Source organism: Ruminococcus sp. Marseille-P328 (assembly GCF_964249465.1).
GTDB classification, from domain to species: domain Bacteria; phylum Bacillota; class Clostridia; order Lachnospirales; family Lachnospiraceae; genus Blautia_A; species Blautia_A faecis.
In genome coordinates this window covers 44,430-56,860 of the sequence record NZ_CAXUBQ010000001.1, presented here as the reverse complement: position 1 = coordinate 56,860, position 12,431 = coordinate 44,430, and the positions used below count along the sequence as shown (strand labels likewise).

At 42.2% G+C, this 12,431-nt stretch carries 11 protein-coding genes; 10 read left to right on the top strand and 1 reads right to left on the bottom strand.

Translation table 11 applies throughout. The features are described 5' to 3' along the window. Nucleotides 1-63 precede the first annotated feature (63 nt). The 4 genes from ACESTK_RS00235 (at nucleotide 64) to ACESTK_RS00220 (ending at nucleotide 4,508) form a co-directional block, all read left to right on the top strand. Complete coding sequence (locus tag ACESTK_RS00235; protein WP_118577669.1) at nucleotides 64-1,368, top strand: ABC transporter substrate-binding protein; 1,305 nt, start codon at nucleotides 64-66, stop codon at nucleotides 1,366-1,368. Nucleotides 1,369-1,490: 122 nt separating this feature from the next. Continuing rightward, nucleotides 1,491-2,369, top strand: coding sequence for a carbohydrate ABC transporter permease (locus ACESTK_RS00230; protein ID WP_118577668.1), 879 nt, complete (start codon nucleotides 1,491-1,493; stop codon nucleotides 2,367-2,369). Between the two features lie 14 nt (nucleotides 2,370-2,383). Then, nucleotides 2,384-3,211, top strand: a complete 828-nt coding sequence (locus ACESTK_RS00225; RefSeq protein WP_118577667.1) for a carbohydrate ABC transporter permease — start codon at nucleotides 2,384-2,386, stop codon at nucleotides 3,209-3,211. 4 nt (nucleotides 3,212-3,215) lie between these two features. Then, nucleotides 3,216-4,508, top strand: coding sequence for a trehalase family glycosidase (locus ACESTK_RS00220; RefSeq protein ID WP_373118106.1), 1,293 nt, complete (start codon nucleotides 3,216-3,218; stop codon nucleotides 4,506-4,508). Between the two features lie 123 nt (nucleotides 4,509-4,631). On the opposite strand, the gene ACESTK_RS00215 is transcribed toward ACESTK_RS00220, so the two are convergent. Further along, the gene (locus ACESTK_RS00215) at nucleotides 4,632-5,648 is read right to left on the bottom strand and encodes a LacI family DNA-binding transcriptional regulator (protein ID WP_373118103.1); all 1,017 of its coding nucleotides are present in this window, start codon (nucleotides 5,646-5,648) and stop codon (nucleotides 4,632-4,634) included. Between the two features lie 274 nt (nucleotides 5,649-5,922). On the opposite strand from ACESTK_RS00215, the gene ACESTK_RS00210 reads away from it, so the two are divergent. The 6 genes from ACESTK_RS00210 (at nucleotide 5,923) to ACESTK_RS00185 (ending at nucleotide 12,425) form a co-directional block, all read left to right on the top strand. After that, entirely contained in the window at nucleotides 5,923-6,882 is a 960-nt protein-coding gene (locus ACESTK_RS00210) for a nucleoside hydrolase (RefSeq protein WP_373118100.1), read from the top strand. Nucleotides 6,883-6,903: 21 nt separating this feature from the next. Then, nucleotides 6,904-7,950, top strand: a complete 1,047-nt coding sequence (locus ACESTK_RS00205; RefSeq protein ID WP_187565267.1) for a BMP family protein — start codon at nucleotides 6,904-6,906, stop codon at nucleotides 7,948-7,950. Nucleotides 7,951-8,024: 74 nt separating this feature from the next. Continuing rightward, the gene (locus ACESTK_RS00200; RefSeq protein WP_118577663.1) at nucleotides 8,025-9,563 is read left to right on the top strand and encodes an ABC transporter ATP-binding protein; all 1,539 of its coding nucleotides are present in this window, start codon (nucleotides 8,025-8,027) and stop codon (nucleotides 9,561-9,563) included. 5 nt (nucleotides 9,564-9,568) lie between these two features. Then, nucleotides 9,569-10,642 (top strand): ABC transporter permease, encoded by a 1,074-nt coding sequence (locus ACESTK_RS00195; RefSeq protein ID WP_118577662.1) that lies wholly within the window; start codon nucleotides 9,569-9,571, stop codon nucleotides 10,640-10,642. Beyond that, nucleotides 10,639-11,556: an ABC transporter permease gene (locus ACESTK_RS00190; protein WP_373118097.1), complete on the top strand. Its 918-nt coding sequence runs from the start codon at nucleotides 10,639-10,641 to the stop codon at nucleotides 11,554-11,556. The genes ACESTK_RS00195 and ACESTK_RS00190 overlap by 4 nt, the downstream gene beginning before the upstream one ends. Beyond that, nucleotides 11,553-12,425 carry a ribokinase gene (locus ACESTK_RS00185; RefSeq protein WP_279254374.1) on the top strand — a complete coding sequence of 291 codons (873 nt, stop codon included), beginning with the start codon at nucleotides 11,553-11,555 and terminating at the stop codon, nucleotides 12,423-12,425. Before ACESTK_RS00190 ends, ACESTK_RS00185 begins: the two co-directional genes overlap by 4 nt. Nucleotides 12,426-12,431: the final 6 nt, after the last annotated feature.

The following is a 12,431-nucleotide window of genomic DNA, read 5'->3' as shown; positions in this document are numbered from 1 at the left end:
ATGGCTATCAAGAGTAAATTATAACAAAGTTCAATAATTTTGAAAATTCTGGAGGAATTTATAATGAAAAAGAGAGCATTAGCTATTTTAATGGCAGCATTAACAGCAAGTACCATGTTTGCAGTTCCTACATTTGCAGCAGATTACTCAGGAGAGGATCCGCAGCTTGAGAAAAACATCAAAATCCTTACCATCTGGGCAGAAGATAATGACAATGGTATGCTGTTAAATAAAATCTGCGAAGACTATCAGAAAAATGTAAACCCGAATTTTACATGGGAATATGAGATGGTTGCTTCTGACAACCTTCAGCAGAAAATTGCTACACTTGCAGCATCCAATGATCTTCCGGATCTGTTCGCTTACGAAGCAGGTGCTCCGCTCAGCGTTCTCATCGATTCCGGAAAGGTTAAAAATATTACAGAAGCTGTTGACGAGATCGGAACAGCAGATTATTTAAACAGCGGTGCTGTTGAGCTTCTGAAAGGATTATCCGGAACAGATGATCTTTATGATCTTCCTCTTGGACTGAACGTAGAAGGCTTCTGGTACAACAAAGCCCTGTTCGAGCAGGCAGGATGCGAAGTTCCTACTACATGGGATGAGTTTGAAGAGGTTCTTCAGAAACTTTCCGATGCAGGTATCCAGCCTCTTACAACCGGCGGATCTGACAAATGGGGTGCAACCCGTCTGATCAATGCATACGCAGTAAGAACCGCAGGAAACGACATTATGACAAAAGCAGCTGACGGCGAAGTTCCTTATACAGATGAGAAACTTGTTGCAGCAGCTGATAAGATTGCAGAGTGGGCAGAGAAAGGATACTTCGGAGAAGGTATCACAACAGTTGATATGAACACAGCTGGTTCCATGCTGATGAGTGGAAAAGCAGCCATCTTCTACAATGGTTCCTGGTTTACACAGAACCTGACTGATGATTCCCAGAACCCGGCAGGCGAGGACGGAATCGGATTCTTCAACATTCCGGTTGCAGATGAGTCCATCAGCTCCGCTACTTCTTACTCTATGAACTGTGGTAACATTCTTGCACTTGACAATGACAAATATGATGAGGCTACTGGCTGGTTCCTGAAATACTTCATGGAGAACATCGGAAACGTAGCTATGGAAGATCAGGGAACTGTTAAAGGTTACACATATGATGTTGCAGCAGATGATATGGATAACTACACCAAGCTTGTTCTTGACGAGATTGACAAATCCACAGAAGGATTTGCATGGTGGGAAGCAAAAATGCCTAGCGAAATCTCCAAGACAGCTCAGGAAAATGTACAGCCTCTGTTAAACGGCGAAATGACTGGCGAAGAATATATGCAGTCCATTCAGGATGTATATGACATGCAGTAAGTAACAGCTTTGGCAATATAAGCTTTGAACTTCAAATGGGAGTGTTTGCCAGCAGACACTCCCGTTTTTGTTGAAAAAATTCGAAATTTTAATGGTTTTTGACACAGAAAGGAAGGAATTTTATGAACAAGGTATTAGGTAATAAGAAAGCGATATCCCTTTTCGTAGTTCCGGCACTGATTATTTACACCATTATTGTAATGGTACCGGTTATCTGGTCGTTGTATTATTCATTCTTCAGCGGCAGCCCGGGACTTCAGTGGGAATTTGCCGGATTTGATAATTATGCAAGACTTTTCAGAGACAAGAACTTCTTAAATGCATTGACAGTAAACTGTAAATATGTATTGGTAGTAACCGTTGGCCAGGTTGGAATGGGACTTTTACTTTCCCTGATGTTTAAATTCTGGCTGAGAAGATGCAAAACTATCGTAAGAACTCTGGTTTTCTTCCCGGTAGTACTTCCTACTGTTGCAGTAGGTCAGCTGTTTGCAAAGATATATGAGATTCAGCCAAATTATGGTCTGTTAAACTCATTGCTTGACTCTCTTGGTTTTACGAACCTTGTTCAGCCATGGATCGGCCAGTCCAGTACAGCTCTCTGGGCATTGTGCGTAATGGATATCTGGGTAGCCATGGGATTCTATTCTGTAATTTTCTATGGAGCACTCCTTGATATCTCTGATGATATCCTGGAAGCAGCCAGAATCGACGGCTGCGGTGGATGGCAGTTATTTAAAAACATTCTTCTTCCGCTTCTTCGTCCGATGGTAATTACCAGCCTTGTATTCAGCTTCTCCGGAACTGTAAAAATGTTCGAGTCTGCTATGGCTCTTACAAAGGGCGGACCTGGAAGTGCAACAAAATCACTGTCCATGTATATGTATGACGTTGCATTTACTTATAATAAGGTTGGTTACGCCAGCGTTATCGCAATCGTGATCTTCCTGATCTGTGTAGTTGGATCTCTTGTTATCAACAGATTTGATGTGAAAGACTGAAAGGAGGAAATATTATGAAAAAAGTAAAAGCAGCTTTTCGAGGAATTGTAATTTTCCTTCTTTGCGTAATTGAGATCTATCCGTTATTCTGGATGCTTACTGCATCCTTCAAGAAACAGGCTGAGTGGAGTGAGAAGCCAGCTTATGCGTTAAATGATGGCTTTTATTTCCAGAACTATTCTGATGCATGGACAAGGGGACATATGTCCACCTTCTTTAAGAACAGTTTGATCACTACATTAGTAGCACTTGTATTTATTGTATTTTTCTCAGTAACTGTAGGATTTGCTGTAACAAAGATGAAATGGAAATTCAGAAATGCAGTTGCACAGTATTTCCGTTTCGGTATCATGATTCCGGTAGCAATTGCTTTGATCCCGCTGTTCCAGATTTACAGCAGATCAAACCTGTTAAATACCAGAACATGTCTGATCATTACGTACATAGCATTTGGTCTGTCGCTGTCCATTTATCTGGTTCAGGGATATCTTCGTTCCTTCCCGGATGATATTATGGAGGCAGCCGTTATTGATGGCTGTGGTATTTACAGACTGATGTGGCATATTGTAACACCACTTATGAAGAACTCTATTGTAACCGTACTGGTTCTTCAGTTCTTCTTCAAATGGAACGACCTTCTGTTTTCCATGACATTCATCAGTGATTCTGCACTGAAGACTGTTCAGACAGGACTTCTGTACTTCTCTGATGAGTTTGGATCCAAGAACTGGGGTGCAATTTTCGCTTCTGTATCCATGAGTGTATTCCCACTTCTGATTCTGTACATGGCACTGAATAAGAAACTGATGGAAGGTATGACAGCCGGAGCTGTAAAGGGTTGATTTTATGGAAGATAAAAGGACAGAGCAGTATAGACAGGAATTAAAAGAATTTGTAATGTCTCATACGGAGGATGTGCTTAAGAATCCGCGAAGCTTTATCCGTTACCCGTTTATTGATCCGGGCTCTGTTTACGATGGAAATGTATGGGACTGGGATACTTACTGGTCCGTATATGGCTTTCTGAATCTGGCGGATTCCTACCAGGATCCGTCTGTGAAGCCAAGAATTATAGAGCATGCACAGGGAAATATCCGCAATTTCTTCGACCATCAGTTGGAAGATGGATATATTCCCATGATGATCGAGGTGGCAGACTGGCCGGAGCCTTATCTGAATATGAGGCATAAGGAAGGCAAGATCATGAATATGCATAAGCCTTTCCTTTGCAGCCAGATGTGCCTGATCAGTGATTATACTGGTGATTATGCCTGGACGGAAGAATTTCTTCCCGGTGTGGCGAAGTATTTTGAATGTTATGATCACTATTATTTTCATGAAAACAGCGGACTGTATGTATGGCAGGATGATATTATGATCGGCATGGACAATGATCCGGCTACTTTTGGCCGTCCGCCATTTTCCACTGCCAATATTTATCTGAACAGCTTTATGTGTGTAGAACTGGAAGCTGGTGCGAAATTATACAGACAGTTTGGAAAAGAGGAAGAGGCAAAGAAGCTCCTTGAGAAACGTGAGGCGCTGATTGACGCGATTCAGCAGGAATGCTGGGACAAGCGTGACCATTTCTTCTATTCTGTTGACGTGGATGTTAAGACCAGAAAATATGACTGGTTCCACCAGGGACTAGGTGTTTTCTGGAAAACACTGCCGATCAAGGTACGTGTATGGTCTGGCTTTATTCCTATGTATGCAGGAATTGCTACCAAAGAGCAGGCTGCAGATATGGTGAAACATATTTTTGATTCCGATACCTTTGGTTCTGACTTTGGTCTGACCACGCTTTCAAAGGATGAAAAAATGTTTGACCTGTCTGTTACCAATAATCCGTCCAACTGGCTTGGCCCGATCTGGCTGGTTGCAAACTATGTGGTATTCCGCGGACTTTTGAACTACGGATACCGCATGGAGGCGGAAATTATGTATAAGCGCACCATGCGCCTTCTGGGAGAGGACCTGGAGAAAACAGGATGTCTTCATGAGTATTACAATCCATTTAACGGGGAACCGATTATGAATGGAGGTTTTATCAACTGGAACATACTGGCGCTGAATATGGCAGATGAGCTGGAAGGGAAGAAACCTATGTGTCTGCCGGAGCTGGATGGAAAGCTCTAGAAAATTGTAATTTTTGAAAAACGTAAAACGAATAAAATCATAAAAAACGTGAAATGAATGAAATTATAAAAAACGAGGATACTGTAATTGATTTTCGGATTACAGTATCCTCGTTTTTACGTTTCAACGAATATCCCTGGTACTTTTTCTCACGATCAGCTGAAGATCAAATTCTTTTACCACAGGTTCGGTATCAGGCTGTTCCGCAGCATGGATTAAGATTTCCGCAGCTGTTTTTCCCATTTCGTAAATCGGCTGATAGACAGTTGTCAAAGGCGGATTGATAATGGCAGAAGTAAAATTATCATCATAACCGACTACTGATACATCATCCGGAATGTGTAAATTGTATTTCTCCAGACTGTTATAAACCCCGTATGCCATAAGATCATTAAAGGCAAAAACTGCAGTAAATTTCTGGCTGATCAGGCTGTCAATGGCTGCATAGCCAGATTCGTAGCTGTAATTTCCCTCAAAAACAAGGGAAGGATTCCAGGGAATCCCTGCGTCGGACATAGCTTGCTGGCAGCCACGCAGACGGCTGGAAGAACCTTCCAGAAACTGCGGGCCGGTTATAAAAGCAATCCTGGTATGCCCAAGAGAAAGCAAATGCCTGGCAGCCATATAACCGCCCTTGAAATGGTCGGAAATAACTGCGTTTGCAGGCTTGTGGTAGTCGGTCATATCCATCTGTACCATGGGGATGCCATAGGACAGGATCAGGTCACGGTTGCCGGAAAAAAGACCGGACTGGTTGGAGGGCGTTGTAATAATGGAAAGGCCATCTACGTTTTTTGCATGGAGAGTTTCTATGTATTGACGCTCTTTCTCTGGATTGTTATTGGTGGTGCAAAAGAAGGTAGACCAGCCTTTTGCCTGGCAGGCGTCTTCCATTCCTTTTGCGTATTTCCCATAGTAATCGTTACAGATTTCGGGAATGAGCAGCCCCAGGGTATAGCTTCTCTGGGTTTTTAGAAGAACAGCGGCAGAATTTGGTTTATAACCAAGTTCTTCGGCTGTTTTTTTGATCCGTTCTTTGGTTTCCTCTGCAATGCGGGAGGGGCGATTGTTTAAAACCAGGGATACCGTTGCGGGAGAAACACCCACGGCAGCTGCAATATCTTTGATTGTGATTTTCATTTCTTTACCTCACTACTAAAGATTTATCAAAAGTTTATCATAAATTACCAGCAATTGCAATGCAAAAGCACTGTGAAATATACACAAAAACAAATAAATAAAATTGTAATATACGACAAAACCAACAAAACAAAGATGATAAAACTTGACTTTTTATTTTACCAATGGTATTGTGAAAACACGAAAGAGATAAAACGTTTTATCAAAAGTTTACCAAAAACAGAGACAGTAGAACAGATCAAGTAAAAGCAAAGAAAGCGAGAGGAAAAAGAAAATGGATAAGAAAAGAAAAATTATTATTGACTGCGACCCAGGACATGATGATGCTGTAGCAATTATGCTGGCAGCAAGAAACCCGAAGCTGGAGCTTCTTGGTATTACCACAGTAAGAGGAAATCAGACACTGGAAAAGGTTACAAAAAATGCCCTGAATGTATGCCAGTTTCTGAACATTGATGTTCCGGTATGTAAAGGACTGGCAGATGCGATTGTTCGTCCTTCCCTTCCTACAGAAGAGAGAGTACACGGAGATTCCGGCCTTGATGGTCCTGTATTTGGTCCATTGGCGAAGCAACTGGATCCCAGACATGCGGTAGATTTTATCATTGAAACTGTGATGAATTCCGAAGACAATGTGACACTGGTTCCAACAGGACCGTTAAGCAACATTGCAATGGCCATTAAGAAAGAGCCACGCCTCCTGGAGAAAATAGATGAAATCGTGTTGATGGGCGGCGCTTACCAGCATGGAAATGTAACTCCGGCAGCAGAATTTAATATTATGGCTGATGCAGAAGCTGCTTATGTAGTATTCCACTGCGGAAGACCGGTGGTAATGATGGGACTGGATCTGACCAGACAGGCTCTTTGCTATCCGGAAATTGTAGAGAGAATGTCTCATGTAAAGACAACAGCAGGAAAATTATTTGTAGATCTGATGAAATTCTTCTGCATGACACAGAAGAGAACCTTCGGATGGGAAGGCGGCCCGCTTCATGATCCTACTACAATTGCTTATCTGATCGATCCAAGCTGTATGGAAGTGAAAGAGATGTATACGGAGATTGATATTTCCGGAGGCTGCAGCCATGGACGTACCAATTGTGATGTATTCCATTTATCAGACAAACCAATGAACTCCAAAGTGGCAATGAAACTGGATGTGGAGAAATTCTGGGATATCGTGGAAGACAATCTGAAACGTTATGACAGTCTGGAATACGAAAGCTTATAAATTTTACAGGGGGAAAAATAAATGAAGAGAAGAGTATTAGCAGCTGCAATGGCAGCGATTATGGGAATTATGGGAACTGGAATGACAGTACATGCAGATGGGGAAGAACCACTGAAGGTGGCACTGGTATATTCCGGATTCCTTGGGGACAAATCCTTTAATGACCTGGCACATGAAGGCGCACAGAAAGCAATTGAAGATTTTGGTGTAGAAGTACAGGAACTGGAATCTGGAGAAGCAGCTGACTGGGAGGCAAACTTTGTAGCTATGGCAGATGCAGGATACGATCTGGTAATCGGTGTTTCCACACAGTTTTCAGAAATTATGAAAAAACACTGCCCGGATTATCCGGATACAAAATTTGCCATGATCGACGGAGTCAGCGATGCAGGTGATAATGTTGTTTCCACGTTGTTTGCTCAGAATGAAGGCTCTTTCCTTGCTGGTGCGGCAGCCGCCATGCTGACTACCAAAACAGATATTCCTGGCATTAACGATAAGAAAATAATCGGATGGGTAGGTGGAATGGATATTCCGGTACTGCATGATTTCTATGTTGGATATGAGCAGGGGGCAAAATATATTGATCCGGATATCGAAATTCTCCAGTCATTTGCAGGAACCTTCACAGACGCATTAAAGGGAAAAGAACTGGCAAATGCACAGATCAACCAGGGCGCAGATGTTGTTATGAATGTAGCAAATATTACTGGTATGGGTGTGCTGGAAGCTGCAAGCGAGCAGGGGGTATATGCAATCGGAGTAGATACAAACCAGGACGATCTGTATCCAGGCTCTGTTTTTACCTCAATGACCAAAAATGTTGATAACTGTACTTATCAGATCATTCAATCTGTAGTTGACGGAACCTTTGAAGGCGGAACCTCTACTTATATGGATCTGGCACATGACGGTGTGGGACTTACTGATTTCGCTGTAATAAAGGAATCTCTGGGAGATGAATTCCCGCAGGATATTGTTGATAAAGTAGAGGAATTAAAGGAAAAAATCGTCAGCGGTGAGATTGTAGTAGATTCCTACGAAGGCTATGGAAAACCGGAGCAGTAGAAACAAAGAATAATGACAGGTACTTTTTCGGGGGATGAAAGTCCCCTGGAAAAGCGAAAGAGGGCAAGGTTACTATGAGTGCAGAAAATTATGTTGTAGAAATGACAGATATTGAAAAAAATTTTGCAGCCGTAAAAGCGGTAGATCATAGTTTTTTTAATCTGAAAAAAGGAGAAATTCATTCCCTGATAGGAGAGAACGGAGCTGGCAAATCGACCATGATGAAGATGCTGTATGGCCTGTATCAGCCAGATGCTGGTGAAATCAAAATTGGCGGAGAAAAAATGCAGAATCTGACGCCGGGAAAAGCAATTGAAAAGGGAATTGGAATGGTTCACCAGGAGTTTATGTTGGTAAATGAACTGACTGTTCTGGAAAACGTGATTCTTGGATTTGAGCCGAAGAAAGGTGTAACCATCAATTTCGAAGAAGCCAGGAAAAAAATCCAGACTTACATAGATAATTATCATATGGAAATTCAGCCGGACAAGCGTATCGACCAGATCTCAGTAGGAGAAGCACAGAGGGTTGAAATTATCAAAACTCTGTACCGTGGGGCAAATGTACTGATTATGGATGAGCCTACTGCGGTACTGACACCCCAGGAATGTGTAAAGTTTTTTGAAATTTTACAGGAACTGAAAAAAGATGGAAAATCTATTATTTTTATTTCTCATAAATTAAATGAGGTAATGGAAATTTCAGACAGGATCAGTGTCATGCGGGCCGGAAAATATATTACAACTGTGGATAAAAAAGATACAAATCCTACAGAACTTGCCAAGCTGATGGTGGGAAGAAATGTCAATCTCCACGTGAAGTCGGAAAACGCAGTAAAACCAGGAGAAACCGTATTAAAGGTAGAGAATCTCTGGACTTCCGGTGAAAAAGAAAATTCAAAAATCCGTGGAATTTCCTTCCATGTGCGTGCCGGAGAAACGGTCGGAATTGCCGGAGTAGACGGAAACGGACAGAGTGAGCTGATTGAGGCAATCACTGGTTTACGGAAAGTGGAAAAAGGGTCTGTGATCTTAAATGGAAAAAACATTACCAATTTTTCACCGAAGAAAGCCAGAGAAGCAGGCTTAAGCCATATTCCGGAAGAACGTAACATCCGTGGCTTGAATCGTGCAATGTCTATTGAAGATAACCTGGCAGCATTGAAATTTGAACAAAAACCATTTTCCAGTCATCATAACAGGAATAAAAAAGAAGTAAGGAAATTTGCAGAAGACCTGATTGAAAAATTCGATATCCGTCCTAAGAAAGCAGAAGTTATTACCCAGTCTCTGTCTGGTGGAAATGCGCAGAAAATTGTTATTGCCCGTGAAGTAGATGCAGGTGGAGAGCTTCTGATCGCAGCACAGCCAACCAGAGGTGTTGACATCGGTGCAATTGAATCCATCCGCACTATCCTGGAAAATGTAAAAAAAGATGGAAAAGCCATTTTGCTGGTTTCCGCTGATTTAGACGAAGTTATGGATATGTCAGACCGGATCGTAGTTATGTACGAAGGAAAAATCACAGGAATACTGGATGCAAAGACTGCAACCAAAGAAGAAGTAGGTCTGTATATGCTGGGACAGGCGGAACAGAACAGGGAGGAGGCGTAGAGAGGATGAAAAAATCCAATCGTTATGTGACGCTGTTATTAACATTGCTTTTGTCTATGGTGATAGGCGCCATTTTCATGTGGCTGGTAGGCTACCATCCATTAGATGCATATGTACAGCTTTTTAAAGGTGCGTTTATAGGAAAAGTAAATCTGGGAACCACACTTCAGAAATTTGTTCCGATTCTTCTTACCGGACTTGGTTTCGCAGTAGCCGCAAAGGTAGACTGCTTTAATGCTGGAATTGAAGGTGAGCTTTATCTGGGCGCTATGGCAGCAGCCTGGGCTGGACATTATGTAACCTTTTTACCAGGAATCCTGCATATTCTGTTTTGTTTTCTGGTGGCAATGGTTGCCGGAGCATTATGGGCAGCAATTCCCGCTATTCTGAAGGTGAAGTGGAATGTAAATGAAATCTGTGTATGTATTTTGTCAACTTACGTGGCAAAGTATTTCTGTTCCTGGTTATGTAATGGTCCGTTGACCGCAGGAAGCGGAATTCCACAGACACCAAATGTAACAGATGATGCATTGCTTCCAAAGATTCTGGATCCAAGCCAGGCAAACTTTGGTTTATTTATCGGTATTGCAATTATTGCTTATATTGGATGGTTCATTTACAAATCTACAATTGGCTTGAAATTCCAGATGGTAGGTCTGAATAAGAAAAATGCGGAATATCTTGGTGTGAATGTGAAAAAAGTTGTAATCCAGGGCATGATGGTATCCGGTGCTCTTGGAGGAATTGCAGGTGCTATTGAGGTCCTTGGATCTTATGGATATTTCCTGGACAACTTCTCACTGAACATTGCCAATGATGGTATGCTTGCTTCCTTGATTGTATGGAATGATATTTTACTGGTTCCTGTTATGTCCCTGTTTGTTGCAGCGCTGAAAGCAGGTGCACTTTCCATGGAACGTTTCGCAGGAGTTCCAAGATCCGTTGTAGATACGATCACAGCAGTGTTTATCATTTTTGCAACAATGGAAACCTTATTTCAGTTTTCGAAAGGTAAATTTGCAGCGAGAAAAAAGAAGAAGCAGGAAAGCAGTAAATCGGAAGGGGGAAAATCAGTATGAGCAAGATATTTGATCTGACGCTGATTTATGCAACGATTCGATCTGCAACACCGATTCTGTTTGCAGCTCTTTGTTGTACGATTACACAACAGGCAGACATTCTGAATATCGGTACGGAAGGAATTATGCTGACTTCGGCTTTCGTAGCGGTTCTCACAAGCGTTATGACAGGAAGCTGGCTGATCGCAATTCTTATGGCGATTGTCAGTGGAGTGGTAATGGCGTTGATCATGGCGGTAGCCAATATCAAATATTCAGCCAATATCTGTGCTATTGGCATGGCAATCAATATGTTTGCACTGGCAATCACAAAATTTGGAATTAAACGCTTTCTTGGAACATCCGGAACTTATTCCGGAAGTGATATTATAGGAATCCCAAGAATCCACATTGCAGCATTCGATAATAATATTTTCCTGAATGAAGTGTTGAATAATTGGTGTGTGACAGAGGTTTTGGGCATCATCATGGTAGTTGTCATGTGGTTCTTGTTATTCCGTACAGCCTGGGGACTTCGGGTAAGATGTGTAGGCAGATTTCCAATGGCTGCTGAAACTGCCGGAATTAATGTGCGAAGGCTCAAATATCAGGTAATGATTATATCTGGTGTTATGGGAGGGCTGGCTGGTGCACATTTGTCCCTGGGCTATTCTAAAATGTTTGCGGAAAATATTACAAACGGACGTGGATTTATGGGAATCGCAGCAATGAATTTCGGTGCCCAGAATCCAATTTTGGTGTGGGTCGGAACGTTAATCTTCGGATGCATAGATTCCATCGGAGCAAGACTGCAGTCTTATGGTATTCCGTCCCAATTTATTTTAATGCTTCCATACATTTTTACAATTACCGTTCTGGTACTTGCTATGTGGAAAAAATCAGCCAGTGAGGCGAGAAAGAAGAGTGCATTGTGAAAACAAAGGTTTTAAATTTTGGTTCTTTAAATATGGATCATGTCTATCAGGTGCAGCATTTTGTTTCGCCAGGTGAAACACTCTCTTCTACAAAATTACAGCATTTTTGCGGGGGAAAAGGACTGAACCAGTCCATAGCCCTTGCAAGAGCCGGAGCAAATGTGTATCATGCCGGTGCAATTGGCATGGATGGACTGCAATTAAAAAAACAGTTGGAAGAGGATGGGGCAGACACTTCTTTTTTACAGATAAGAGAAGAGCTGGAAACAGGACATGCCATTATTCAGGTAGATGAAACAGGACAGAATTGTATTATTTTGTATGGCGGAGCCAATCAAAGTATTACCGGAATGCAGGTAGACGAAACTCTGAAGTATTTTGAAAAGGGCGATATCATACTGCTTCAAAATGAGATCAATGAGCTGAAATACATTATGGAAAAGGCATATCAAAAAGGACTGCGCATTTTCCTGAACCCTTCACCATGCGATGAAAAGATCATGGAGCTTCCGCTGGAACTGGTGGACACGTTGCTTTTGAACGAAGTGGAAGGTGAGCAGATCACTGGGAAAAAAGAGCAGGTGCTGGAAGCGTTGAAGGATAAATTTCCGGAGATGCATATTATTCTGACGTTGGGAAGCAAAGGCTCTGTATACGCAGATAAGGAAAATTGTGTATTTTGTGAGGCGAAGAAGGTGAATGCGGTAGATACCACGGCTGCTGGAGATACCTTTACAGGATATTATATAGCGGCGGTCAGTGAAGGGGAAAGCGTGAAAGCAGCTCTGGAGCTGGCAACAAAAGCGGCAGCAGTGGCTGTTACCAGGCAGGGGGCAGTTCCATCAATTCCCTATCGGAAGCAGTTTTGACAGACG

Bases quoted from the DNA above. Each gene is read 5' to 3' on its own strand.
- ACESTK_RS00190 (WP_373118097.1), top strand. From the start codon at position 10,639: ATGAGCAAGATATTTGATCTGACGCTGATTTATGCAACGATTCGATCT.
- ACESTK_RS00195 (WP_118577662.1), top strand. From the start codon at position 9,569: ATGAAAAAATCCAATCGTTATGTGACGCTGTTATTAACATTGCTTTTG.
- ACESTK_RS00205 (WP_187565267.1), top strand. From the start codon at position 6,904: ATGAAGAGAAGAGTATTAGCAGCTGCAATGGCAGCGATTATGGGAATT.
- ACESTK_RS00200 (WP_118577663.1), top strand. From the start codon at position 8,025: ATGAGTGCAGAAAATTATGTTGTAGAAATGACAGATATTGAAAAAAAT.
- ACESTK_RS00230 (WP_118577668.1), top strand. From the start codon at position 1,491: ATGAACAAGGTATTAGGTAATAAGAAAGCGATATCCCTTTTCGTAGTT.
- ACESTK_RS00210 (WP_373118100.1), top strand. From the start codon at position 5,923: ATGGATAAGAAAAGAAAAATTATTATTGACTGCGACCCAGGACATGAT.
- ACESTK_RS00235 (WP_118577669.1), top strand. From the start codon at position 64: ATGAAAAAGAGAGCATTAGCTATTTTAATGGCAGCATTAACAGCAAGT.
- ACESTK_RS00225 (WP_118577667.1), top strand. From the start codon at position 2,384: ATGAAAAAAGTAAAAGCAGCTTTTCGAGGAATTGTAATTTTCCTTCTT.
- ACESTK_RS00220 (WP_373118106.1), top strand. From the start codon at position 3,216: ATGGAAGATAAAAGGACAGAGCAGTATAGACAGGAATTAAAAGAATTT.
- ACESTK_RS00215 (WP_373118103.1), bottom strand. From the start codon at position 5,648: ATGAAAATCACAATCAAAGATATTGCAGCTGCCGTGGGTGTTTCTCCC.